At 40.4% G+C, this 25,047-nt stretch carries 20 protein-coding genes and 1 tRNA gene; 8 read left to right on the top strand and 13 right to left on the bottom strand.

Annotated elements, in window-relative coordinates; genetic code table 11:
* Window positions 1–8: 8 nt before the first annotated feature.
* The 10 genes from nlpI to A7967_RS15115 all read right to left on the bottom strand — a co-directional run bounded on the left by nlpI (window position 9) and on the right by A7967_RS15115 (window position 11,435).
* The gene (gene nlpI / locus A7967_RS15160; RefSeq protein WP_054206019.1) at window positions 9–887 is read right to left on the bottom strand and encodes a lipoprotein NlpI; all 879 of its coding nucleotides are present in this window, start codon (window positions 885–887) and stop codon (window positions 9–11) included.
* Window positions 888–1,026: 139 nt separating this feature from the next.
* Window positions 1,027–3,153, bottom strand: coding sequence for a polyribonucleotide nucleotidyltransferase (gene pnp / locus A7967_RS15155; protein ID WP_054206020.1), 2,127 nt, complete (start codon window positions 3,151–3,153; stop codon window positions 1,027–1,029).
* Between the two features lie 354 nt (window positions 3,154–3,507).
* Complete coding sequence (rpsO, locus tag A7967_RS15150; protein WP_016707659.1) at window positions 3,508–3,777, bottom strand: 30S ribosomal protein S15; 270 nt, start codon at window positions 3,775–3,777, stop codon at window positions 3,508–3,510.
* A 152-nt stretch (window positions 3,778–3,929) separates the two neighbouring features.
* Complete coding sequence (truB, locus tag A7967_RS15145) at window positions 3,930–4,889, bottom strand: tRNA pseudouridine(55) synthase TruB (protein WP_064435836.1); 960 nt, start codon at window positions 4,887–4,889, stop codon at window positions 3,930–3,932.
* The gene (gene rbfA / locus A7967_RS15140; RefSeq protein ID WP_054206022.1) at window positions 4,873–5,334 is read right to left on the bottom strand and encodes a 30S ribosome-binding factor RbfA; all 462 of its coding nucleotides are present in this window, start codon (window positions 5,332–5,334) and stop codon (window positions 4,873–4,875) included. Before rbfA ends, truB begins: the two co-directional genes overlap by 17 nt.
* 110 nt (window positions 5,335–5,444) lie before the next feature.
* Entirely contained in the window at window positions 5,445–8,102 is a 2,658-nt protein-coding gene (gene infB, locus A7967_RS15135) for a translation initiation factor IF-2 (RefSeq protein ID WP_054206023.1), read from the bottom strand.
* A 25-nt stretch (window positions 8,103–8,127) separates the two neighbouring features.
* The gene (nusA, locus tag A7967_RS15130) at window positions 8,128–9,627 is read right to left on the bottom strand and encodes a transcription termination factor NusA (RefSeq protein ID WP_054206024.1); all 1,500 of its coding nucleotides are present in this window, start codon (window positions 9,625–9,627) and stop codon (window positions 8,128–8,130) included.
* 38 nt (window positions 9,628–9,665) lie between these two features.
* Window positions 9,666–10,121: a ribosome maturation factor RimP gene (gene rimP / locus A7967_RS15125; protein ID WP_054206025.1), complete on the bottom strand. Its 456-nt coding sequence runs from the start codon at window positions 10,119–10,121 to the stop codon at window positions 9,666–9,668.
* Between the two features lie 268 nt (window positions 10,122–10,389).
* Window positions 10,390–10,466 (bottom strand) — tRNA-Met (locus A7967_RS15120).
* A gap of 276 nt (window positions 10,467–10,742) precedes the next feature.
* Window positions 10,743–11,435, bottom strand: a complete 693-nt coding sequence (locus A7967_RS15115) for a hypothetical protein (RefSeq protein ID WP_152960629.1) — start codon at window positions 11,433–11,435, stop codon at window positions 10,743–10,745.
* Window positions 11,436–11,817: 382 nt separating this feature from the next.
* Here A7967_RS15115 and A7967_RS15110 point away from each other — a divergent pair, with 382 nt between their 5' ends.
* From A7967_RS15110 to A7967_RS15095, 4 genes are all read left to right on the top strand, one after another.
* The gene (locus A7967_RS15110) at window positions 11,818–13,371 is read left to right on the top strand and encodes a cryptochrome/photolyase family protein (RefSeq protein WP_064435835.1); all 1,554 of its coding nucleotides are present in this window, start codon (window positions 11,818–11,820) and stop codon (window positions 13,369–13,371) included.
* 406 nt (window positions 13,372–13,777) lie between these two features.
* A complete protein-coding gene (locus tag A7967_RS15105) occupies window positions 13,778–14,791 on the top strand; it encodes a phospholipase (protein ID WP_054455203.1) in 1,014 nt (337 codons plus the stop codon).
* Complete coding sequence (locus tag A7967_RS15100; RefSeq protein WP_064435834.1) at window positions 14,788–15,981, top strand: peptidylprolyl isomerase; 1,194 nt, start codon at window positions 14,788–14,790, stop codon at window positions 15,979–15,981. Before A7967_RS15105 ends, A7967_RS15100 begins: the two co-directional genes overlap by 4 nt.
* The gene (locus A7967_RS15095; RefSeq protein ID WP_064435833.1) at window positions 15,978–16,517 is read left to right on the top strand and encodes a hypothetical protein; all 540 of its coding nucleotides are present in this window, start codon (window positions 15,978–15,980) and stop codon (window positions 16,515–16,517) included. The genes A7967_RS15100 and A7967_RS15095 overlap by 4 nt, the downstream gene beginning before the upstream one ends.
* A gap of 118 nt (window positions 16,518–16,635) precedes the next feature.
* On the opposite strand, the gene A7967_RS15090 is transcribed toward A7967_RS15095, so the two are convergent.
* Window positions 16,636–17,082 (bottom strand): Hsp20 family protein, encoded by a 447-nt coding sequence (locus tag A7967_RS15090; RefSeq protein ID WP_054206031.1) that lies wholly within the window; start codon window positions 17,080–17,082, stop codon window positions 16,636–16,638.
* Between the two features lie 280 nt (window positions 17,083–17,362).
* Between A7967_RS15090 and A7967_RS15085 the strand changes: the two genes are divergently transcribed.
* The 4 genes from A7967_RS15085 (at window position 17,363) to A7967_RS15070 (ending at window position 22,495) form a co-directional block, all read left to right on the top strand.
* A complete protein-coding gene (locus A7967_RS15085) occupies window positions 17,363–17,857 on the top strand; it encodes a TlpA family protein disulfide reductase (RefSeq protein WP_064435832.1) in 495 nt (164 codons plus the stop codon).
* A gap of 127 nt (window positions 17,858–17,984) precedes the next feature.
* Complete coding sequence (locus A7967_RS15080) at window positions 17,985–20,069, top strand: TonB-dependent receptor plug domain-containing protein (protein ID WP_211842133.1); 2,085 nt, start codon at window positions 17,985–17,987, stop codon at window positions 20,067–20,069.
* 169 nt (window positions 20,070–20,238) lie between these two features.
* Window positions 20,239–20,502: a GrxA family glutaredoxin gene (locus tag A7967_RS15075; protein WP_054206033.1), complete on the top strand. Its 264-nt coding sequence runs from the start codon at window positions 20,239–20,241 to the stop codon at window positions 20,500–20,502.
* A gap of 160 nt (window positions 20,503–20,662) precedes the next feature.
* The gene (locus A7967_RS15070) at window positions 20,663–22,495 is read left to right on the top strand and encodes a DEAD/DEAH box helicase (protein WP_054206034.1); all 1,833 of its coding nucleotides are present in this window, start codon (window positions 20,663–20,665) and stop codon (window positions 22,493–22,495) included.
* Between the two features lie 540 nt (window positions 22,496–23,035).
* Here A7967_RS15070 and A7967_RS15065 read toward each other — a convergent pair.
* Window positions 23,036–24,595 carry an AbgT family transporter gene (locus A7967_RS15065; protein WP_054455213.1) on the bottom strand — a complete coding sequence of 520 codons (1,560 nt, stop codon included), beginning with the start codon at window positions 24,593–24,595 and terminating at the stop codon, window positions 23,036–23,038.
* 160 nt (window positions 24,596–24,755) lie between these two features.
* Window positions 24,756–25,031: a YfcL family protein gene (locus A7967_RS15060; RefSeq protein WP_054206036.1), complete on the bottom strand. Its 276-nt coding sequence runs from the start codon at window positions 25,029–25,031 to the stop codon at window positions 24,756–24,758.
* Between the last annotated feature and the right edge of the window lie 16 nt (window positions 25,032–25,047).

Here is a 25,047-nt window from a genome sequence, read left to right as displayed (position 1 = left end):
TTAGCCATTTAACTAGCGTTATCACCAGCCATTAACTCAAGCTCTAAACGTGCATATTTATATTCAACAAATTCATGGACATTAGTTGCAAGTGTTAACCTAAAAAAGTCTGCTGCTTGATAATTAAGCCCTTCTGCTTGATACATTTTTGCAAGATAAAAATAAGCCTCACATAAACGTTGAGCATATTCTTGCTCTGACTTTACACCTTCGCTGATGGTTGCCAAAAAAGAATGTTCGCTCATATCACCTAAATACAATGAAATTAGCCCATAAGCCCACTGGCTATCGTCTAGTCCTTGTGCATTTGCTTTTAGATTTGCAAGAGCTTTTATTGGTTCATCATCAGCTTGCGCAAGATAAAGCCATAAAACACGATATGGGTCACTTGGTGCACGGGCTAAAAACTCAGACAGATCAGCCGATGCTAATACAGGTCTGTTTCCATAATAGAGCGCAATACCACGATTCAAATATGCATATTCATGCTGTTCATTGAGCTCTAGTGCAGAATCAAAAAGTTCGTAAGCTTTTTCATATTGCTGCATCAAGGTGTGGTGAATACCTAAAAAGTTATACACCTCAGCCAAGTTGGGCTTTAATTGTACAGCGCGATTAAAATCAATACGTGCCAGCGTCGGCATCCCTAAGCTATCGAATAATACTCCACGGTCGTAATATAACTTAGCTTGTTGTTCTGGCTCTAAATCAGTACGATTTAATAGCTCTGAGTAACGCGCTATCGCTATTTCACTACGAAAATCAGACGCTAAAGGAGCTGTAAAAGGGACGTTTACAATTGGCGTTGGTTCAGCTTGAGACGTTGACTGACAAGCGCTTAAAGACAAAACAGCAAACGATGCTAAAGCGATGTGTTTAAGTATCATTAAAATCCTTAATACCTAGATAAGTAGCAAACAGATAAGACAAGTGCTATCCAAAGAGGTTTCATTAAAGCATAAAAAAAGAGGCTATACAGCCCCTTTTTTATGCTATCCAGAGAATATCTGGATTAAATATCAACAATTAAGCGTCAGTAGGTGCGTCAGCTGCAGGTGCTGCTGATTCCATTGCTTCTTTGATACTTAGACGTACGCGACCTTGGCGATCTACTTCTAGTACTTTAACTTTAACTTCTTGACCCTCAGAAAGGTGATCAGCAACGTTATTTACGCGCTCAGTACTAATTTGAGAAATATGTACTAGACCATCTTTACCAGGAAGAATGTTTACGAACGCACCGAAATCAACGATACGTACAACTTTACCTTCGTAGATAGTACCTACTTCAAGCTCAGCTGTTAATTGCTCAATGCGGCTAATTGCATTTGCTGCGCTTTCGCCGTCAGTTGCTGCAATTTTGATTGTGCCATCATCACCGATTTCAATCGTAGTACCTGTTTCTTCAGTAAGTTGACGAATAGTTGCGCCGCCTTTACCGATAACTTCAGCAATTTTCTTCTGTGGTATCTTCATTGTGTAGATACGTGGAGCAAACATTGAAAGTTCTTCAGACGGTGCAGAGATTGCTTCGTCCATCACACCTAGAATGTGTAAACGTGCAGCTTTTGCTTGTTTAAGCGCAATTTGCATGATTTCTTGTGTGATACCTTCAATTTTGATATCCATCTGTAGTGCAGTGATACCTGCAGCAGTACCCGCCACTTTAAAGTCCATGTCACCTAAGTGATCTTCATCACCTAAGATGTCAGAAAGAACAACGAACTTCTCATCTTCTTTAACTAGGCCCATCGCGATACCCGCAACAGAAGCTTTGATTGGTACACCTGCATTCATAAGTGCAAGTGAAGTACCACATACAGAGGCCATTGAAGATGAACCATTTGATTCAGTGATCTCAGATACAACACGGATTGAGTAAGGGAACTCAGTCAATGTTGGCATTACAGCTGCAATACCACGCTTAGCTAGGTTACCATGGCCGATTTCGCGACGCTTAGGAGAACCAACAAAACCAGTTTCACCTACGCAGAACGGAGGGAAGTTATAGTTAAGCATAAAGTGGTTTTTGTGCGTGCCAGTTAAATCGTCGATTAACTGTGAATCACGCTCTGTACCAAGTGTAGCTGTAACAAGTGCTTGAGTTTCACCGCGCGTAAAGATTGCAGAGCCGTGAGTACGTGGCAATACGCCAGTCATTACGTCTAGTGCACGGATCATATCTGGTTCACGACCATCAATACGTTTCTCGCCAGAAGCGATACGGCCACGAACGATTTTCTTCTCTAATGAACCGAATACTTTACCAACTTCTTGCTTGTCTAGAGACTCGCCTTCAGCAAGTTCAGCTGTTAATACTGCAACAACTTCATCTTTAGCTACGCCAAGTGCTTCTTTACGAGCAACTTTATCAGTGATGCGGTAAGCTTCGCCTACTTTCTCAGCTGCAATAGCGGCTACTTTATCTTCAAGCGCTACGTTTTTCGCAGGTGCAGTCCAATCCCATGTAGGCTTACCTGCTTGTGCTTTAAACTCTTCAATTGCAGTAATGATCGCTTGAGATTGCTCATGACCATATACAACAGCACCAAGCATTACGTCTTCTGCAAGTACGTTAGCTTCTGACTCAACCATAAGTACCGCTTTATCAGTACCTGCTACCACTAAATCAAGTTGGCTTTCTTCAAGCTCTTTTAATGTAGGGTTAAGTACATATTCACCGTTGATATAACCAACGCGAGCAGCACCAATTGGACCACTGAATGGGATACCTGAAATAGCTAACGCCGCTGAAGTACCAATCATCGCAACCATATCAGGTTGGATTTCAGGGTTAACAGAAACAACAGTAGCAATAACTTGTACTTCGTTTACGAAACCGCTTGGGAAAAGTGGACGAATTGGACGGTCAATAAGACGTGCAATAAGTGTTTCACCGTCGTTAGGACGACCTTCACGCTTTAAGAAACCACCAGGGATACGACCAGCAGCGTACATACGCTCTTGGTAGTTAACTGTTAGCGGGAAAAAGTCTTGGCCAGGTTGCGCTTCACGCTTACCAACAACAGTTACTAAAACTGATGTATCACCAATGCTTGCTAGTACTGCGCCGTCAGCTTGACGTGCGATAGCACCTGTTTCGATGGTCACTGTGTGCTGACCTAGTTGGAATTCTTTAATAATTGCTTGCACTTAAAATGTTCCTTAAATGTGTTCTAATAAGTTTTCATCAAAGTACCAATTACAGTACATAATTGTATTCAGTTGGAAATCAATTAAGTACTACAATTGGCAATGATGCGAATAAGCGTAGACAAACCTTTTTATCTACGCGCGTAGTATATACCAAAGCCACATAAAAATGCGAGTCTAGCGACTAGATAATACAGACTCTTGATGTCACTTTACTTACACGTATAGTCCAGAAGTTATGATGGGGATTTCAACTTACTTTTCAAGCGTTTTAGGATAAAAGCAGCAAAATATTTGACAAATTTTAGGCACAAAAAAAGGAGCTAAAAAGCTCCTTTCTATGTAATCTAGTTCTTAGCGACGTAGGCCAAGTTCTTGGATTAACGCAGTATAACGTGCAATGTCTTTACCTTTAAGGTAATCAAGCAGTTTACGGCGAGTGCTTACTTTACGAAGCAGACCACGACGTGAGTGGAAGTCATGCTTGTGATCAGCAAAGTGACCTTGAAGCTTGTTGATATCAAAAGTTAAAAGTGCAACTTGTACTTCAGGTGAACCAGTGTCGCCTTCAGCGCGTGCGAATTTTGCAATGATATCGATCTTTTCTTGATTACTTAGTGACATAATAACTCCAAAAATAAAATTTAAAAGGTGTCTTAGCCGATCACTAATTCAGCCAAAACGATTAAGCGGGCGTATTCTACCAAGTATGGGGATAACTACAAGTTAATTATCCCCATCTATGGCTAATAGCCAGCTTTAAATAACAACTTTAGCTATTCAGGTTTTACGTAATCATCTTGCTGACTGGCAAGTCCACGCTTCACTTTTAAGTGACCATTAGCATTCGCTTCGCCTGTACCGATGAAAACACCATCAGCCAATACCTTAATTGAACCATCAGGTAACGCTATTGGTAATTCGACCGCCTGCCCGTGACTAAACACAGAGCCTTGCGCTTTCGTTATTTCAACAACCGGTAAATCAACTAACGCAGTATCAATTGGTAATAGCAACGCATCTAAATAAGTTGAAAGAACAATTTCTTCACTTTTCGCTTTTGCAAGTAGCGCTTCAACTTCATCCAAGGAGACCATTTTATCTGCCGGGTACTGACCAACAGCGGTTCTGTGTAGCATAATAACATGTGCTCCACAGCCTAAATTTTCACCTAGATCGTCTACGATGGTACGAATATACGTCCCTTTTGAGACGTGGGCCGTCATTTGAATTTCATTGCGCTGTTCATCAAATTCATCGAACGTTAAGCTAAACACATTTATTTTTCTGCATTTACGAGGTACTTCAATCCCTTCACGCGCATACTTATATAAAGGTCGCCCTTGATACTTAAGTGCTGAGTACATTGACGGGTATTGATCAGACTCGCCAACAAATGCGGCAATTTCTTTTATCAGTTGCTCAAGCGTCACATTGACATCTTTGGTACTGACAATTTCACCATCAGAATCAGACGTTGTAGTACGCTCGCCTAATTTGGCGCGCACAACATAGGTTTTGTCAGTATCAAGTAAAAACTGCGTGAACTTGGTAGCCTCACCAAAGCAGATCGGCAGCATACCCGTTGCAAGCGGGTCAAGAGCACCTGTGTGCCCCGCTTTTTGTGCAAAATAAGCACCCTTAGCTTGCTGTAATGCTTTATTTGATGAAATACCGTGTGGTTTGTTTAACAACAAGATACCGTCAACAGGACGGCCTTTACTGCGCTTTGCCATCTGTATTTGTGCCTTCTTCGCTATCTGTTTCGTCATCTACTTGATTAACGTCATCAACGCTATCAGCTTCGTCATCTACATGCTTAGCATTGTCTTCACGAATGATTGAATCCACTAAGTTAGAAATGCGCATGCCTTCCATCAGTGAGTTATCAACTACAAACTTCAGCTCCGGCATAATACGGGCGCGAATACGTTTACCCAATAATGAGCGGATGTATCCTGTTGCTTCGTTTAATACGTTAGCACTTTGCTTCGCTGCATTTTCATCTTCTATATTAAAAACAGTAATGAATACTTTAGCGTAAGACAAGTCGCGTGATACTTCTACAGCCGACACTGTCACCATGCCTAAGCGTGGATCTTTTATTTCACGTTGCAATATAACAGCAATTTCTTTTTGAATTTGCTGAGCAACACGATCAGTACGAGAAAATTCTCTCATTATACTTTACTCTAAAATTATAACTCATTGAGAAATATAAATAAGTTATTTAAATAATGGATACACAAATGGGGGCTAAGCCCCCATTTATAATCTTAGCTTACGAGCAATTAAAGAGTACGTTGTACTTCAACTGTCTCGAATACTTCGATTTGGTCACCAACGCGAACGTCGTTGTAGTTCTTAACGCCGATACCACATTCCATGCCGTTACGAACATCAGCAACATCGTCTTTAAAGCGACGCAGTGACTCAAGCTCACCTTCGTAGATAACCACGTTTTCACGTAATACACGAATTGGCGCGCTACGCTTAATCGTACCTTCAGTAACCATACAACCAGCGATAGCGCCAATTTTTGGTGACTTAAATACGTCACGTACTTGAGCAAGACCAATGATCTCTTGCTTGAACTCAGGTGCTAACATGCCAGACATGGCTTGTTTAACTTCGTCAATCAAGCTGTAGATCACGCTGTAATAACGTAAATCTAAGTTTTCAGTCTCAATCACTTTACGAGCAGATGCATCAGCACGAACGTTAAAGCCAACCACGATTGCGTTAGATGCTGCAGCAAGTGTTGCATCTGTCTCAGTGATACCACCAACACCAGAACCAACAATCTTCACTTTAACTTCATCTGTTGACAATCTAGTCAATGAATCAGAAATCGCTTCGATAGAACCCTGAACGTCTGCTTTAAGTACTACATTAACTTCAGACACATCGCCTTCAGTCATGTTAGTAAACATGTTTTCAAGCTTCGCTTTTTGCTGACGCGCTAACTTAACATCACGGAATTTACCTTGACGGTAAAGTGCAACTTCACGCGCTTTACGCTCATCTTTAACAACAGTTGCTTCATCACCAGCAGCTGGAATGCCTGATAAACCTAGGATTTCAACTGGGATAGAAGGACCTGCAGAGCGAATGTCTTTACCGTTCTCATCGCGCATTGCACGAACACGACCATACTCAAGACCACATAATACAATGTCACCTTGATTAAGCGTACCTGATTGAACAAGTACAGATGCAACTGGACCACGGCCTTTATCAAGACGAGATTCAATAACAACACCAGCCGCCATACCAACACTTGGGGCTGTAAGCTCAAGTAGTTCAGATTGGTTTAATACCGCTTCTAGAAGCTCATCAATACCTAAACCAGTTTTAGCAGAAATATGCACGTACTGTGTATCACCGCCCCACTCTTCAGGAATAACGTCTAGTTGAGCAAGCTCATTCTTAACGCGATCTGGGTCTACGCCTTCTTTATCCATTTTGTTAACAGCAATGATTAAAGGAACGCCAGCTGCACGCGCATGCTGTACTGCTTCTTTAGTCTGTGGCATTACACCATCATCTGCTGCTACCACTAAGATTACAATATCAGTCGCTTTAGCACCACGAGCACGCATTGATGTAAACGCCGCGTGACCTGGAGTATCTAAGAACGTGATCATGTTGCCATTAACATCAACATGATAAGCACCAATATGCTGTGTGATACCACCCGCTTCACCTGATGCCACTTTCGCTGAGCGAATGTAATCAAGTGTTGATGTTTTACCATGGTCAACATGACCCATTACAGTTACTACTGGAGCACGAGGCTCAGACTTACCATCTTCATGGCGGTCATTTAGTACTGTTTGCTCTAATTCATTTTCTTTAACAATGATAACCTTGTGACCCATTTCTTCTGCAACTAACTGTGCAGCTTCTTGGTCAATCACTTGGTTAATGGTAACCATGTCACCCATTTTCATCATTGTTTTAACAACTTCAGCGCCTTTAACTGCCATGCGTGATGCAAGCTCAGCGACTGTAATTGTTTCACTAATACGCACTTCGTTTTTAACATCAACAGTTGGTTTTTGGAAACCGTGCTGTAATGATGCTGGTGCTTTTAGCTTACCTTTTTTGCCTCTCGAAGGAGAAAACTTCTCTTTCGCTGGGGCTTTTTTCTTTTTCTTCGCACGGCGTGTACCTTGCTCATCACGAGCATCGGCAACATCTTCTGCTTCACGTGCGTAAGTTGAAGTCGTAAGATGGTGATCCGCTGTCTCTTCGCGTTTCTTACGTTCTTCTTCTTCTTTCTTCCAGCGTGCTGAGTTTTCTTCAGCTAGCTTTCTTGCTTCTTCTGCTTGACGTTTCGCTTCTTCTTCAGCTTTCTTCAATGCGGCCTCTTCTGCTTCTTTTTGCAGACGCTCAGCTTCAACGCGATCTTTCTCTGACTTAGCGCTTTGCTCTGGGGTCATCTGCTTCTGTTTTGCTGCACGTTCAGCATCTGCTTTACGTTTAGCTTCCTCTTTTGCTTTACGGTCAGCCTCTTCTTTGGCTTTACGCTCTGCATCTTGTTTTGCTTTAAGCTCAGCAGCTTCTTGCGCTGCCTTTTGCTCAACTTCACGACGAGCGGCTTCTTCAGCTGCTATACGTGCTTGTTCTTGCTCTTGCTCAATAGCGCTTTTCTTCACGTAAGTACGGGTTTTGCGAACCTCAACCTGTACAGACTTTGCTTGACCTGTAGAGCCAGTTACACTCAGTGTGCTTTTGCTCTTACGTTGTAAAGTCATACGTGCAGGGCCATCTGAGCCTGTGCCGCCATGTTGCTTGCTTAAGTGATCAAGTAACGTTGCTTTTTCAGCTTCAGTTACATTATCACCTGCTTGCTTAGTGATACCGGCTTGCGATAGTTGTTGAAGTAATTTATCAACAGTTGTACCAATATCCCCGGCTAGTTTTTCAACATTTACTTCTGCCATAGTCTCTAATACCTCCGTTAATAAATTACTCGTCTGCGAACCAACAAATATTACGTGCAGCCATAATTAGCTCACCCGCTTTCTCAGAAGAAAGCTCTGTAATATCTACTAATTCGTCAATACCTTGCTCTGCTAAATCTTCTAACGTAACAACCCCTTTGCTTGCCATAACAAACGCTAGGTGACGTTCTAACCCTTCAAGTGCTAATAAATCTTCAGCAGGCTCTGCACCTTCAAGGCTTTCTTCTGTTTTCAATGCTTTCGTTGTTAATGCATCTTTTGCACGCGAACGAAGTAAATCAACCATTTCTTCATCTAAACCATCAATTTCTAAAAACTCAGCAGCTGGTACATAGGCTACTTCTTCAAGTGTTGAGAAACCTTCATTAATAAGCAATGACGCAAAATCATCATCGATATCAAGGTTTTGTGTAAATAAGTTAATTAGCTTGTCTGACTCAGCTTCGTTCTTAGTACGCATGTCTTCAACTGTCATTACGTTTAATTCCCAACCAGTTAACTGGCTAGCAAGACGAACGTTTTGACCGTTACGACCAATTGCTTGTGCTAGGTTATCAGCTTCAACAGCGATATCCATAGAATGCGTATCTTCATCCATTACGATAGATGCAACTTCAGCCGGTGACATTGCATTGATAACAAACTGTGCTGGATTATCGTCATATAGTACGATATCAACACGTTCACCACCAAGCTCTGTAGACACAGCTTGTACACGTGCGCCACGCATACCAACACACGCACCAATTGGATCAATACGTTTGTCGTTAGATTTTACAGCGATTTTAGCACGTGAACCTGGATCACGTGCAGCGGCACGTAATTCAATCATCTCTTCGCCAATTTCTGGCACCTCAATGCGGAACAACTCCATCAGCATTTCAGGCTTAGAGCGCGTTACAAATAACTGTGCGCCGCGTGCTTCTGGTTTTACTTCGTAAAGTAGACCACGAATACGATCGCCTGGACGGAAGTTTTCACGAGGTAACATGTCATCACGGTAAATTACCGCTTCTGCATTATTACCTAAATCAAGCACGATTGCATCACGCGTTGCTTTTTTTACAACACCCGTTACTAACTCGCCTTCTTGATCTTTATATGCTTCAACTACTAATGCGCGTTCAGCTTCACGTACTTTTTGTACGATTACCTGTTTGGCCATTTGTGTTGTGATTCGATCAAACTTGATTGATTCAATTTGCTCTTCAACAAAGTCACCCATTTGTAGATTTTCATCTTCAACTTGTGCAGCTTCTAATGTAATTTCGCTGTATGGGTTTTCAAGTGAACCATCTTCAAGTACTGGAGCAATCTGCCAACGACGAAATGTGTCGTAGTCACCCGTTTTACGGTCAATTGCTACACGAACTTCAATTTCGCCAATATGTTTTTTCTTAGTCGCTGTCGCTAATGCGAACTCTAACGCTTCGAAAATCTTTTCTTTTGGAACCGCTTTCTCATTGGAAACGGCTTCAGCAACCAATAATATCTCTTTTGCCATGGGTAATGCCTCGCTTGCCCTATTCCTTCGCACTCGTATTAAAACTTTGCGATGATGTTCGCACGTTCAACGTTGCTCAGCATGATTAGATGCTCAGCACCATCACTTGATAGTGTGATCATATCACTGCTAACTGATACTAAGTCGCCTTTAAAATTACGACGACCATCCTGTGGAAGTTTAGTACGTACGCGTACTTCCTCTCCTTGCGCCTTCTCGTAATGGTCTTGTTTGAATAATAGACGATCAACACCCGGAGACGACACTTCCAAATCATATTCGTTTGTAATTGGGTCTTCGACGTCTAAAATTGCGCTAATTTGACGACTTGCGTCAGCACAATTATCGACTGAAATCCCCGCTTCATGATCAATGTAGACTCTAAGCGTAGAATGGCGACCGGCTTGCACAAACTCAAGACCATGTAATTCAAAGCCTAACATCTCTACTGACGGTGAAAGCATGGTTAATAAATCTTGCTCAAGTTTTGTCACGAAAATCCTCCATACAAACAAAAAAAGGGCTTATAGCCCTAAAATACTTAACTTATTCCTTGGTATAAAACCAAGTGGTGCAGATACAACAACGCCCCGAACCAAGCGGGGCGTCACACCTAAAGCATAAAACTGTGTGGCCATGGGCCAAGCTTGGTTGCGGGTAGCTAAAGGCCACCTGAATAAGCACAACTGCTTAAACGCAAAACGCGCATTACATAGAATGCGCGATTTCAAATCAGTAACAAAAAATCGCTACTCAAAGTTGTGGTTGCGGGAGCCGGATTTGAACCGACGACCTTCGGGTTATGAGCCCGACGAGCTACCAGACTGCTCCATCCCGCGACAACTAGCATCAAGTGTCCTTGATACATATTTAGCAAAAGTAAGCTAAGCTAAACAATAGCGCCTATTATAAAGAGGGTTGCTGTAATTAGCAACCAAAAACTAGTAAAGAAAACACAATCGAAATCCATGGGATAAACACTCACGATAAACAACAATTATTGCATAGCATTGCAATAATCAAACCCAGTATCGTATCTCTCAATAAACAATTAAAAAGCAAATATCATCACAGCGTTGAGCAATATATATGACGAACCAATTGATGCCGTGTGATTACTGTAAGCTAATCATTTCAGAATGAAGTCTATCGATCTGACGCTGCTCTACGTCTATTAATGTATGATACTTAGATGTTACCGCCTCCATCCTTCTGGATAATGAATCATCATAAGTCGCATCCGTGATATTCGTTGGCTGTTCACTTACCTCATCCTCAAGCGCTGATATTTGCTGGTTCATGTTGATTTGATATGTATTTATTTTTGCCTGATGCCTTTGCATCTCTCGCTTAATTGTCTGTAAACGAATAAATGAATCTATACCTTTACTCTGTGGCGTTTGTGTACTTTTAACATCACTGTTTTGGTTTTCTTTTAAATGTTTTTTTTCACTGACTAAACGATCAATGTCATGCTGTTCACGTTCAATTAACACAGTAAATCGTTGTGAAGCGTTAGTCATTTGATTTGCTATTGCAATATCCTTTTTTGCACCCGATAAGTTATTAAGCTGCGCATCAGATTGATTTACTAACGCTGCAATTATTTTATTCATTTTAACGCTAAGTGTATCGATCTTATCTTGATGTTGTTGGATCTGCGCGTCAATCTGTTTCAAACGAATATAGCTATCAATATCAGATTCCCCCGTTGCCTCCAGTATAACTTTTGGTGTAGGTACGCTTTTTTGTTCTTTTACAACAATAAACTCAGCATTTTCCCCGCATGGAAATTGACTAAATTCCACGACCCCTTTGTTCTCACATTTATAAACGTTGGCATGTAAAGGCCCCACGTAACAAAGGGTAATCAGGCAAGATAAAGCAATTTTTAATATTTCACTATGGTACTGACGATTAATCACAGATTACATTCCTTTGTTTGAATTTCTTTTTATACCACATTTATATACAAACAACCTCAAGATGCAAACTTCAGCGTTTCACAGGGGGTTAATACCAATCTGCGTAGATATGGGGGCGATTTAATCGCGGCGCAAAGTTTGTAACCTAGCGGGCTAAGTAAAAACCGAGCAACAAAGACTAGGAAGAACGCTTTGGCCAGCACGCCTTACATAATGAGATCCAATTTTAGAGGTCAATCGTATAAAAGTGTTTTAGGTTAAGTTTATGGCATATAAAATATTACGATTTATTTTTGGCGACCAGCTCAATGCAAATCACACTTGGTATAAAGAAGAAAACCAAGCGCAATACCTTTATGTCATTGCTGAATTAAAACAAGAGACTAATTATGTAAAGCATCATATACAAAAAGTCGCAGCATTTTTTTCAGCTATGGAAAACTTTGCCAGTGCCCTTAAAAAATCACAATTAAATGTGTTGCATTTAACCCTTGATGACACCCAACATGATGAGTCCATTACAACTCTTTTAAAGCGTTTAGCTGAGCAATACCAATGCCAGGAAATCCAGTATCAGTATCCAGATGAATATCGGCTATATCAGCAAATGCAGCAGTTAGAATCACACATATCTTTGAAAATAAGCGCCTGTGATAGCGAACATTTTCTATTACCTTACAGTGATATTAGCGCCCACTTTAAAAAAGATAAACATGTGAAAATGGAGTTCTTTTACCGCATGATGCGCAAACGCTTTAATATCTTAATGAAAGATGGCGCACCACAAGGCGGACAATGGAACTTTGATCAAGACAATCGTAATAAATTAAAGAAAGCCGACTTAGCAACAATCCCTGAACCTAAAGTATTCAGTAATGATATTGAAATTATTTTACGGCGAATTAATAATCATAAAATAAGTACACTAGGTCATTGCTCTTCAACTCTTTTATGGCCTACGAGTCGCAATCAAGCAAAACAACTACTAGATTACTTTTGCACCCACCTTTTACCTCATTTTGGTCAGTTTCAAGATGCCATGACGTGTCAAACATCACACAAATGGAGCCTTTATCACAGTCGTATCGCTTTTGCCCTTAACACAAAAATGTTGCATCCAATGCACGTTATTAACCAAGTGTTGAGTGAATTTGATAAGCGAAAAAATGAAATTAACTTGGCGCAAGTTGAGGGGTTTATTAGGCAGATTTTAGGTTGGCGAGAATACGTAAGGGGTGTTTATTGGCAAAATATGCCAGACTACGCGACTAAAAACGAACTAAATGCAAGACGGGCATTGCCCGATTATTTTTGGCACGGTAACACAAAAATGAACTGCATGAAGCAGGCAATCGATCAAAGTTTAGACACGGCATATGCGCATCACATTCAACGATTGATGATCACAGGCAACTTCTGTTTATTGACCGGCATCAAGCCTGATGACGTAGATAACTGGTATTTAGGAATTTATATCGACGCCATTGAATGGGTAGAAATGCCTAACACACGAGGAATGAGCCAGTTTGCTGATGGTGGGCTAATTGCAACAAAACCGTATGCTTCGAGCGGAAACTACATAAACAAAATGAGTGATTACTGTAAAGGTTGTCATTATAACGTCAAACAAAAAAGTGAAGAAACGGCCTGCCCGTTTAATAGTTTATATTGGCTATTTATGCATACCCACGAAGCCCGCTTATCGCGTAACCCACGCATAGGTATGGTCTATAAAAATTGGCAAAAGCAAAACGAAACTCAACAATCGGCAACTTTAAAAAGAGCGCAGTGGTGCTTAACTAATATAGAAAAACTCTAGGGCCTGTTGACCTTTGTGGATTGAAACTTATTCAATCTAGGGGCGATTTAATCGCGGCGCGAGGTTTGTAATCGAGCGGGCTAAGTAAAAACCGAGCAAAGCTTGTGCGTCCTGCTCACGCCCCTTACCTACATCCGTGTACCCCTAGGAAGAACCCTTTGGGCAGCGCATGTTTGGCATTTATACTGAGTTATCGCCTATGGGGAATAACCACACATCATTGACTCTGCCTTGCCTAAAAACCAAACACACTGCTGCAAATTCAACCTCGAAAGATAAACAGGCCTAGCACCAAAGTATCAAAATAGGTAATGTTGTTAATTTAATGTTTAATTAATTTGTCATTATAGTGTAACTACTCTACTTTTTAATATTAGTAATTACTTCACAACACTATGAGAACACGATGAAAAAACAGCTTTTAACAGCACTATTACTTTTAAGTACTAGCCAAGCTCAAGCGTTTAGCCAAGAAACACATAAGCGCATTGTTATTGATGCCGTAAATTATATGCAGCAGCACCCAAGTAGCACGGAATTTTTGGCGTTGAGTCGCTATGCTCAGCAAAATAATATGACCATAACACAACTAGCTGACGTACTCGGTCAAGCCGCCTATGATGTAGATGACTTTGAAGATACGTTTTTTTGTGGCGCAGTCACAGGTTCATGCGTACAAGCACCTGTCTGGGGAGCAGCTGAAAGTATTGTTAAATACACAAGCTATTGGCACTTTCAAAATCATACACAAGGTGCAGATCAACATGGTAACGACTTTGGCGGCTATAATTACCAAAAGCTGACTGTATGGGGCACTGTTGATAACCTAGCATCAGCGTGGTTAAAAGGTGACTACCTTGACGATGGAAAAGGAGGCGAGACAGGTTGGTTTAATGCTGATTCGTCAAAATATAATAGCTATGGTGTGACTGAAGCCAATTATAGAATCGACAGCGATTCTACCTATAGCATGTACGATGATTTTGAAGAAATGCCATTTCAACCCATTGATAACTTAGGTCAATATTGGTATCAAAGTTATTTACAAAGCGGGAACCCGCAAGTATTAGGTTTTGTTTTCCATACCACTGATTTACTGCAACCACACCATACCTGGACAACATCAGATCTAAATCATTCAAGCTGGGAAAGTTGGGTAAAAGACTACTACGATCAAGAAAAACTGAATGACACTGCTTTGATCACACAAGCAATGCAAACATTTTCAGCACTGGATATTAACAGCCAAGATGTTCGACCTTTACTAACACAAGGAGGAGCATTTTCTTATTCCCAAGGCGGTATTGTACTTAATTCAAAAGATCACTACGACCGTTTAGATACAGCAAAACAGGTTATTCCCCATGCTATTGCAATGGTCGTACATTTACTTAATCATGCGATGGTAGCTCGCCAATGAAAGGATTGACTACAATCTTGTTGTTACTATTAGGGGGGCTTTATAGCCCCTTAACAGTGGCATCATTTAACCAATATACTAATGCGGAAGTTCGCTTTATGCATCAAGTATATAAACAACATAATACGAACATTAGCATCAAAGAGGTTCGTACCCGCGTATTTGAGAACCAATTTTTACTACAGCAAGCTGAACAAAACATGCCTGAACTGATAGCACGTCAATCAGAGGTTGGCTTTAGTACGCAATATCATGTTGAGCGCTATTTAATGAACATATTTAACTCTCAACTGAGTTTATCTGGGCATAATATAAAAACGGTTAATTTTACGCAATACACTACCCAATGGCTTATTCAAGTATTAGCTAACTACCCAGCAGATGGTAAATATACTGCCGAACAAGTAATTAAATTACAGCGAACTAGTTTAAATAAACTGTTTGTAAACCCTATTACTCTTTATGATTTTATTACACCGCTATCTATGCAAGTACGCTTTAGACTACACCAAGGTGATAGTAATTTATTTAGAAGTGAAGTGCTTAAAAAGCGGCAATTTAATGCTGCTCTTTTAGCTGCAACACCACTACTTTTAAAAAAACGGATAAATATTGACCACTTGCAGGAATTAGCTAAAGGCGAAATTTTACGCCCTTCAATTCAAAGCTGGCTAGGTATTAAAAACATGATGCACGTACAAAGCCCTATTCTTGATAGCCTTGAGCAGCAAATATCTGACGAAGAAATTAAAATTTACTACCAAGCAAATAAAAAAAGATTTAAATATCTAAATAACGTTACTGCTTACGGAGTTGAATTTACAAGCCGAGAAGATGCGATTAAATTTAGAAAAGCGGTACATAACAGCTCATTCACTCAGGCATTAACATCTTTTAAGCAGCATGATATTTATGCTCAGTATCAAAATATGCTAACCCGTAAAAATAAAAGTAATTGGGTCATACAGTTGGCTTTTACACAAAAAGAAGATGAACTATCCCACGTGATTCGATCACCTGACGGTTTATGGGTGGTAATAATGAGCAATAACCACCACTATAAATATTTTACCTCAGCGGACGAAACCGTTATATACCAAGCTAAAAAAGCCATTGCAATACAAAAAGCAAAGCACAGTTATCAACAAAACTGGCTAGCTTGGCAACAACAAAATGCAATACTGTTATGAACAAAAAAATTATTTTTATTATTAGTGGCATTATTTGCTTAATTTTTTTAGCCGTGAATTTTTTCTCAGAGCATAAATATATCAATGATGTTACTGTATCGACACCACATATAACCCCGTCACTACCCATCACAAATATCAGTTTTGATTCAAAAGCACCAAGCAAAAACCAAACAGTTGTAAATTCCACTAGCAAAAGCCATATGGCAGTAAATACTATCAATAGCCGTCAGTCACAAACGCCTATAACAACACCTCATTATATACCCAATATAACAAAGAAAACCGTCAACGCAGCCAATTTTGAAGGTGACATATTAGATCATCAAGCTTACTTAGACTTTCATAACGAACAGCAAACACGGCTTGAACAACGTTTTGTTATTGCAGCAAAAGAAAAAATAGTAAAGCTAGAAAACCTACTTGAAAAAGGACGTCAACATGGACTCCCACAAACGCAGTTAAAAGAGGCTATTGATAAAATAGCCGTTCTAAAAAATATGCAAGCCAAGTTAGAAAGCAAAGGTAGCAACTGACCTAATACCCTTAAGTGCGCGCGGAGGTGAGCTTTACGCACAGAAAACAAAAAACCGCCTCAAAAGAGGCGGCTAAAAATAACATTAAATCAGGGGAAAAATAATATCAAAGGGCTGGTTATTTACCTTCTAGCAGGTTGCCACTGCCAATTTCAATCTTACGAGGCTTAAGTGCTTCAGGGATTTCACGCTGTAAGTCGATACTTAACAAACCATTAGCTAAGTCCGCACCGAGCACTTTTACATGATCACCCAATTGGAATTTACGCTCAAAGTTACGCTCAGCAATGCCTTGATGAATAAACTTGCGCTGTGCGCTCTCATCTTTATTGTCTTTAATGCCTGCAACTTTTAAAGTGTTGTTTTCTGACTCAATAGTCAGCTCATTATCACTAAAACCAGCAACGGCCATAGTAATACGATATTTGTCTTCATCGAGTGCCTCAATATTGTACGGAGGGAAACTTGGCTGCTTATCAGTACGAGCTGCCGCATCCATTAAAGATGCTAAATGATCAAAGCCGATGAATGAACGATAAAGTGGTGATAAATCTACTGTACGCATAATAATATCCTCATATTTAAGCGATATTTTGCAAGTGCTTTTCCATTGAACAAGCACAGGCAAAGTTTAATTAATAATATAAATTTCAATTACTTCTGTTTAATTGGGACCCATCAGGCGTCCTCACTAAACTATATATGGACGGCAAAATTGTTTTCAAGATTATTTTGAAAAAATATTTTATTTTTTCAAAACTACTTTTGCCTACTCAAATTAATAAGGGTGCGATGTTTACTTTTCAAGGTTAAAATAAACTGAAAAATTAATCACAGAGATAAATATGAAAAAAGTAAAAAGCTTGATGATCAACCTAATCATCATTGCTGTGGTCTTTTTTGCAGTTACAGCATATCAGCAGCGCAATTTACTCGCGACAAGCAACAGCCCTGCCCCGTATTTTAATTTACCCCTAGTTAATGACAGCGAGCAACGGATCAATATTGCGATGCTAAAAGGCAAAACCACCATCGTTTATTTCTTTGCACCATGGTGTACTATTTGTCGATACAGTATGCCGAATCTAGAATCTGTAACAGAGGACTCTAATATTAATGCAATTGGTATTGCGCTTGATTATAGAAACCCACAGGAAGTAGTTGATTTTGTATCAGATCTTAACTTAACAATGCCAATTCTATTAGGTGATCGCCATACTCAAAGCAATTATAAAATAAGCGCGTTTCCAACTTATTATATCATCAACGAACAGTTACAAATCACCGCACGCTCAATGGGGTATTCAAGTGAACTTGGCATAAAAATAAATGCTTTATAAACCACGAAACATTTTGTAACAGCTCCCTACATTTAGGTACATTTTCACAACATTTTTCTAAGCATTTATACGATTTTTATCTCTATCATACGTGGCAATCACATTTGTTCACAACCATGGAAGAGACATGATAGCCAACCAACTGCACACACTTTTTCGTTTAACACCGCTTGCCCTTTGTTTGCCACTTTTAGCGCAGGCAAATACTAATACATCAACAAATAAAGACACAATGGAACATATAGACGTTGTCTATAAACGCAGCAGTATCACCAGTGAAATAACAGAAAACACCGAAAAATTAGTCACTATGCCCGGCGCAATGGGCGACCCGCTACGTGCTGTTTTTGCATTACCAGGTGTAGTTGCTGCGGGTGGCTCAATGAGTGAGCCAGCTGTACGTGGTTCATCACCTGATGACAACCTATTTGAAGTTGACTTTATGCCTGCAGGCTATATCTTTCATGATTTTGGCAGCTCTATTTTTAATCGTTATTTAATTCAAGATTTCCAGCTTTACTCTGCAGGCTACGGTTCCAGCTATAGCAATGCCACTGGTGCCGTATTTGACGTAACACTGCGTAACCCAAAGTACCAACCGATTACAACCACACTGGATTTTACAATGTTTAATGCCGGTGTTTTTATGGAAGGACAGTTAACAGAAAACACCGCATTTTATTTATCAGGGCGAAAAAGTACCTTACCCCTATTTTTCTCAAAGGGTGAAGAGCTTGAAGATGACGATGGAGAGCTCAGTGGTGTCACCATCAACGATGCGCCTGATGATCATGACTATCAAGGAAAGTGGATTTGGGACATCAATGATAAAAATGCACTTACGGTATCATTTACAGGCGCTAAAGATTCAGTTGCAGCAGGTTTTAATCAGCGTGCCGAATTATCACTAAAAAATCCAGAATATCAAGGAGATGCTGATTTTATTCGCGAATTTACCAGCCAAAGTATTTTGTGGGATCACTTTAATAAAGACTTTAGTTTACGGTTAGGTATTGGTGCACTCGATCATTCAGGGCGATTAGAATACGGTAAACGCGCCACCTTGAGTGATGGTTTTTTTGAAGAAGAACAGGAAAAACAAATCACCTATAAAGGCCGCTTAAATTGGCGCATCAATAAAGCTCAGCAACTTGTATTTGATGCTGCTTATTTTGATAACGACACAACTTACAGTTACGATGGCTTTCAGTATCTTTGTACTGAGCTGGACCCTGATTGTGATTTAAATAAAGGCGAACGCATCACGGGGAAAGACAGCCTCGCGCTTGATAAATACTTTGTTGGTGCTAGTCATATTTGGGATATCAATGACCAATGGCAAAGTGAAGTTGGTGTACAGTATCAGAGCAATGATTACACCGATGAAGATTTTGTTATGCCACGCCTTGCGCTTACCTACTTTATTAATGATCGTAACAGTATTAACGCCAAATATGGCCACTATAACCGTATGCAAGATGTTGACTACATATTACCAGAGCATGGTAACCCTAATTTACGTTCGCAAACCTCAAAACATGGCAGTCTAGGTTTTGCACAAGAACTTGCGGGTGATTGGACATGGTCTGTTGAAGGGTATTATAAAACCATGGACGATTTACCATTAGCATTAAATAACTACCCTGATGCAGCAACGCTTTACAGCAACGATGTCACAGGGCGTGCTTACGGTGTTGACTTATTAATTAATAAAAATAAAACTGATAAATGGTATGGCTGGCTCGCTGTGAGCTATGCTAAAAGTGAGCGTACTGATCAACGCCAAAACATCACCCGAGACTATTACGCTGACACCCCTTTAGTCGTCAATATGGTGTTTAATTATCAAATCAGTGAAAAGTGGCAAGGTGGCTTTAACTTCACAGCACGCAGTGGTCAAACTTACACCCCTATTATTGGTGTAAAAGAAAACCCTGAATTTGAAGGCCGCTTTTTGCCCGAGTACGGTGACCCGTTCTCAAAACGTTTTGATGTATATCATCGCCTTGATTTACGCTTTGAGCGCACAACGGACTTCTGGGGCCTAGATGGCGTGTTAATTTTAGAGTTAATGAACGCCTACGGCCAAGCAAACACCAGCAGCATAGATTTAGATTATCAAAAAATCACCTCAACCAATGATTTGATCATAAAAGAAAGTGAAGATGACTTTGAAATGCGCCCGTCTATTGGTTTTAGCTTAACCTTTTAACGTAGCATAAGTGAGTCACTCCATGGCGTGCCCTCGAGTGACTCACTTATAATTGCTCAAATCATAAAACCTCAAATCATAAAAATAGAACTGTCCAATCGTTTTTTTGCACTGTATATTTTTATATCTAGTGATTAGTATCACTTTAAATCAAATCGAGGAGAGCGATATGTTAACTGTAATTTTTGGCCGTGAAGGCTGCCCATTCTGTGTTCGTGCAAAAGACGTTGCTGAAAAATTAGCAAGCCAGCGCGATGACTTTAAATACCGCTATGTTGATATAATCAAAGAAGGTGTTAGCAAAGCTGACTTAGAGCAATCAGCAGGCAAGCCTTGCCCAACTGTACCGCAAATATTTGTTGACCAAAAACACATTGGGGGCTTTACAGAATTTGAAGCGTACGCAAAAGAAAACCTCGGCCTTTACCAATAACTGTGTGTCCAATATGTTAACCAGCTTGACTTGCTTAAAAATCAAACTGGTTAAATTTCAATCAACATCAACCACATATAAATTAGTTGTAATTTATACAAGCATTTGCCTCACAAATCCTATACAATGCGCGCCTCTTTAAATTCGTTGAGGCGTATTAATGTCAGAACCAGTCACGTTTGAATCTCTAAATCTTTCTCCTGCAATCTTGAAGGCAGTTGAAGAGTTGGGTTACAAGACACCATCTGAAATCCAAGCTCAATGTATACCGTTATTGCTAGAAAGAAAGGACGTACTGGGACTAGCTCAAACGGGTACAGGTAAAACCGCAGCATTTGCACTGCCATTACTTAATAATATTGACCCGTCTGTGAAGCAGCCGCAGATCCTTGTACTCACACCAACCCGTGAGCTTGCGATCCAAGTAGCTGAGGCATTCGAACAATATGCTAAACATGTTCGTGGTATTGAAGTATTGGCACTTTATGGTGGCCAGAGCTACAGTATCCAACTAAGTGCACTTCGTCGTGGCGCGCAAGTTATTGTCGCTACTCCAGGTCGCTTAATCGATCATATTAACCGTGGCACTATCAAGTTTGATGCTTTACAAGCATTGGTACTTGATGAAGCCGATGAAATGTTACGTATGGGCTTTATCGATGATGTTGAAAACATCATGGAAAAAACACCGCGCGAAAAGCAAACATGTCTTTTCTCTGCGACTATGCCTAAGCAAATTCAAAACATCAGCAGCAAATATATGAATAACCCTGAACAGGTTCATATTTCTGCGCGTAACTCAACCGTATCATCTGTTGAGCAAGTGTTTTGGAATGCAAGCGTACACAAGAATAAAGCCATTGTTCGCTTTTTAGAAGCTGAGCAATATGAAGGCGCTATTGTATTCGTGCGTACTCGTAACGATACAGTACAGCTTTCTGAGTTATTAGAGCGCGAAGGTTTCTCTGTAGCTCCGCTTAATGGTGATATGAACCAGCAAGCACGTGAACGCACTGTAGATCGCTTAAAAAGCGGCATGTTGAACATCGTTATCGCAACAGACGTTGCGGCACGTGGTCTAGATGTTGACCGTTTAAGCCTTGTTATCAACTACGATATCCCACAAGATTCTGAAGCCTACGTTCACCGTATCGGTCGTACAGGTCGTGCTGGTCGTACTGGTAAAGCAATTTTATTCGTAAAACACAATGAACGCTATTTACTTAAAAATATCATGCGTCATACGAATTCAGATATTGCACAGGTTGAATTGCCTACAGCTAAAGTAGTTGAAGAAAAACGTATCGAAGCGTTACAAGCAAAACTTGCTATCGCACTTGAAAACAAAGATATTACCTTCTTCAATGAAGTAGCTATTAAAATGGCTGAAAAACTTGAACTTGCTCCTGAAGACCTAGCGGGTGCGTTACTGTGTTTAGCACAGCAACAATCACCAATTAAAGTTGAAGAAGTTAAGATTCAACCTCGTGAACGTAACGAGCGTAACGACCGCAACCCACGTAACGATCGCGGTGACCGCGGACGTCGTAACGAACGTGGCGGCGAGCGTGGTGGTGAACGCGCTGAGCGTAAACCTCGCGAACGTAACAGCCGTGATGCAGGCCCTATGGATACTTACCGTATCGAAGTAGGTCGTGAGCATGGTGTGCAAGTTAAGAACATTGTTGGCGCTATCGCTAACGAAGCTGATATCTCAAGCAAGTTTATTGGTGATATTCGTTTACACGATAATCACAGTACGGTTCAATTACCGCAAAACATGCCAAAAGATGTACTTGATCATTTCCAAAAAGTGTTTATTTGTAAACGTCCAATGGGCTTAACAATTACACAAGATCAAGGCCCTGCTGAACCACGTGGCGAACGCTCTGAGCGTCCATCAGGTGACAGAAAGCGCACTGATGGCCCTCGCGGTGATAAACGCAGCGGCCCTCGTAAAGAACGTCGCCCAGTAAGCTTCACAGCTAAATAAGCAACGCGTCTTTAATAAAAAAACCTTGCCATGTAAATGGTAAGGTTTTTTTGTGTCTGGAATAAAGTAAAGTTAGTAGAAGGAAGTTAGCGAGAATAAAGTTTTAGAGAAGTTACACCGTCAGTTTTAAGCCTTAAGCGGTAAGCGGTAAGCGGTAAGCGGTAAGTTGTAAATTGTAAATTGTGGTTGTTCCATATTACTTAATGGACAACACTGCTCACTTGTATCTTATTAAAAACCAAGAAAGGGGTTTACCCTCTCCCCAAAAAAACATTTCTTCCATTCATTTATTAGTATGAAGGTTAACGTCCCTATTCATTTTAATCCTTTATTAATGTGACTACTTAATTAAATAAAACCTTACAAGTCACACTCTTTATTATTCTCCATGCTCTATATAATGTTAATACTATTGTAGAAAAGACACGCATTCGCTTTCCATATTAAAAAGCGAAGAATATGGCTTATCTTAAAATTATGAAACAAAAAAGCCCCATCATTCTCATGGTGGGGCTATTTTTTAAATGATTACTCCAATATCTAAGGCGCTACGGCTGGATAAACATAACTTGCGTCTATTCCTAGCGGTAAACCAAGTGCCCAGTAGCCGAGTAAAAATAAGCTCCAGCCAATCATAAAGGCGATTGAGTATGGCAGCATCAACGCAATGAGCGTGCCGATTCCGGTGCCTTTGACATACTTTTGGCAGTAAACAACAACTAGCGGAAAGTAAGGCATAAGCGGTGTAATGATATTAGAGCTTGAGTCTCCAACCCTATAAGCTGCTTGCGTTAGATCGGGTGAAATGCCCAACTGCATTAGCATCGGCACAAATACAGGACCTAGCAGCGCCCACTTAGCTGAGCTTGAGCCTACAAATAAGTTAACAAAGCCTGTTAAAAAGATGATGCCAACGACAGTTACAGCACTGGGTAATTCCATCGCTTTTAAAAGCTGCGCGCCTTCAATAGCCAGTAATGCACCTAAGTTTGATTTACTAAATGCGGCAATAAATAACGAACAGAAGAACGCCATAACAATATAGTACGCCATGCCATTCATGGCTTTACTCATAGCATCTATCATGTCTTTGGTGGTTTTAAACGTGCCGACTGTAAAGCCATATACAGCACCCGGGATCCAAAAGAGTAAAAAGATTAACGGCACAATTGACTGCATTAAAGGCGAACTAAAATTAGTAAGCGAGCCATCACTGCTGCGCATTGCAGAATCTGCTGGTGCTGAAACAAACGCTAACAATGCAAGACCTGCTATCATCACGCTACTTGCAATAAAAAAGGCACGTTTTTCATCACTGCGCGCATCTTCAAATACGGGTAAGTCTTCTTCTGCGCCATCAACTTTTGTTTTTTGTAAACGTGGTTCGATAATTTTATCAGTGATATACCAGCCTACTAATACGATAAACAAACTTGACGCCGATGCAAATGCCCAGTTATTTAATGGGTTTACCGTCATTGTAGGGTTAATTATTTGCGCTGCACTTTGCGTAAAGCTTTGTAATAGTGGATCAATTCCTGATGGAATAAAGTTAGCCCCAAAGCCACCACTTACCCCTGCAAATGCGGCTGCAATACCGGCAAGAGGATGGCGTCCTGCAGCGTAAAAAATCACACCCGCTAATGGTATAACCAATACATAACCAGCATCGGTTGCTGTATGGCTAACAATAGCAACTAGGATAATCGAAGGAGTTAATAACTTTTGCGGAGTTACTTTAAGCATTAGCTTAAGGCCAGTATTGATGAAACCTGAATGTTCAGCAACACCTACACCTAGCATAGCCACTAATACCACGCCTAACGGTGCAAAACCTGTAAACGTTTTTACCATAGAAGATAAAAAAGTGGCCAAAGAATCACTTGCCAGCATGTTGTTAATTATAATGGCTTCACCAGTACGTGGATCAATGGCGTCAAAACTTACGCCAGAAAACCACCATGATAAAAACCAAATTAATAACATGGCAAACAAAAATATAATTGCCGGATCAGGTAGCTTATTACCCACCCGTTCAACAAAGTTTAAAAATCGAGCAACAACACCTGTTGGCATTGCCACATCATTATTATTATTCATTTCGCTTGTTCCCTAGAATTAATACTTTGCTACATTACCGTAAATGCCGCTTTAGGTAAATTTTAAGTAAACATAAAAATGCGTTTTTAGGGACGGAATTATAAAAAAGCACAAAAAAACGGCAAGATTGCCGTTTTTATTTCTGTTACCTTAGAACAAATTATGCGAGCGCTTTTACTTCTTCCCAAATTCTCACAACCAGTGTTTTGTCATCTTCATTTAATTCGCCATTGCGATACGCTTTTACTAAGCTTTTTTCGACCGTCTCGTTGAGTTCTGACACTTCTAAGTTGAGCTCTTCAACTTGCGCATACCCTACTGCCAAATCAAAGTGACCGCGTAAATAACCACCGGCAAAAAGCTCATCATCAGTGGCTTTGATCACTAAGTCGTCAAAATACTGCTGGGCTGCATCTATATAGCTTACTAAACTCATTACTTACTTCTCCTGA

Source organism: Pseudoalteromonas neustonica, from assembly GCF_001653135.1.
In the GTDB taxonomy this organism is placed as follows: domain Bacteria; phylum Pseudomonadota; class Gammaproteobacteria; order Enterobacterales; family Alteromonadaceae; genus Pseudoalteromonas; species Pseudoalteromonas neustonica.
Note: the sequence above shows the minus strand (reverse complement) of the source record. Positions and strands in the feature narration are given on the sequence as shown.

Bases quoted from the DNA above. Each gene is read 5' to 3' on its own strand.
- nlpI (WP_054206019.1), bottom strand. From the start codon at position 887: ATGATACTTAAACACATCGCTTTAGCATCGTTTGCTGTTTTGTCTTTA.
- rpsO (WP_016707659.1), bottom strand. From the start codon at position 3,777: ATGTCACTAAGTAATCAAGAAAAGATCGATATCATTGCAAAATTCGCA.
- truB (WP_064435836.1), bottom strand. From the start codon at position 4,889: ATGGCAAAGCGCAGTAAAGGCCGTCCTGTTGACGGTATCTTGTTGTTA.
- rbfA (WP_054206022.1), bottom strand. From the start codon at position 5,334: ATGAGAGAATTTTCTCGTACTGATCGTGTTGCTCAGCAAATTCAAAAA.
- infB (WP_054206023.1), bottom strand. From the start codon at position 8,102: ATGGCAGAAGTAAATGTTGAAAAACTAGCCGGGGATATTGGTACAACT.
- nusA (WP_054206024.1), bottom strand. From the start codon at position 9,627: ATGGCAAAAGAGATATTATTGGTTGCTGAAGCCGTTTCCAATGAGAAA.
- A7967_RS15110 (WP_064435835.1), top strand. From the start codon at position 11,818: ATGGCATATAAAATATTACGATTTATTTTTGGCGACCAGCTCAATGCA.
- A7967_RS15105 (WP_054455203.1), top strand. From the start codon at position 13,778: ATGAAAAAACAGCTTTTAACAGCACTATTACTTTTAAGTACTAGCCAA.
- A7967_RS15100 (WP_064435834.1), top strand. From the start codon at position 14,788: ATGAAAGGATTGACTACAATCTTGTTGTTACTATTAGGGGGGCTTTAT.
- A7967_RS15095 (WP_064435833.1), top strand. From the start codon at position 15,978: ATGAACAAAAAAATTATTTTTATTATTAGTGGCATTATTTGCTTAATT.
- A7967_RS15090 (WP_054206031.1), bottom strand. From the start codon at position 17,082: ATGCGTACAGTAGATTTATCACCACTTTATCGTTCATTCATCGGCTTT.
- A7967_RS15085 (WP_064435832.1), top strand. From the start codon at position 17,363: ATGAAAAAAGTAAAAAGCTTGATGATCAACCTAATCATCATTGCTGTG.
- A7967_RS15080 (WP_211842133.1), top strand. From the start codon at position 17,985: ATGATAGCCAACCAACTGCACACACTTTTTCGTTTAACACCGCTTGCC.
- A7967_RS15075 (WP_054206033.1), top strand. From the start codon at position 20,239: ATGTTAACTGTAATTTTTGGCCGTGAAGGCTGCCCATTCTGTGTTCGT.
- A7967_RS15070 (WP_054206034.1), top strand. From the start codon at position 20,663: ATGTCAGAACCAGTCACGTTTGAATCTCTAAATCTTTCTCCTGCAATC.
- A7967_RS15065 (WP_054455213.1), bottom strand. From the start codon at position 24,595: ATGAATAATAATAATGATGTGGCAATGCCAACAGGTGTTGTTGCTCGA.
- A7967_RS15060 (WP_054206036.1), bottom strand. From the start codon at position 25,031: ATGAGTTTAGTAAGCTATATAGATGCAGCCCAGCAGTATTTTGACGAC.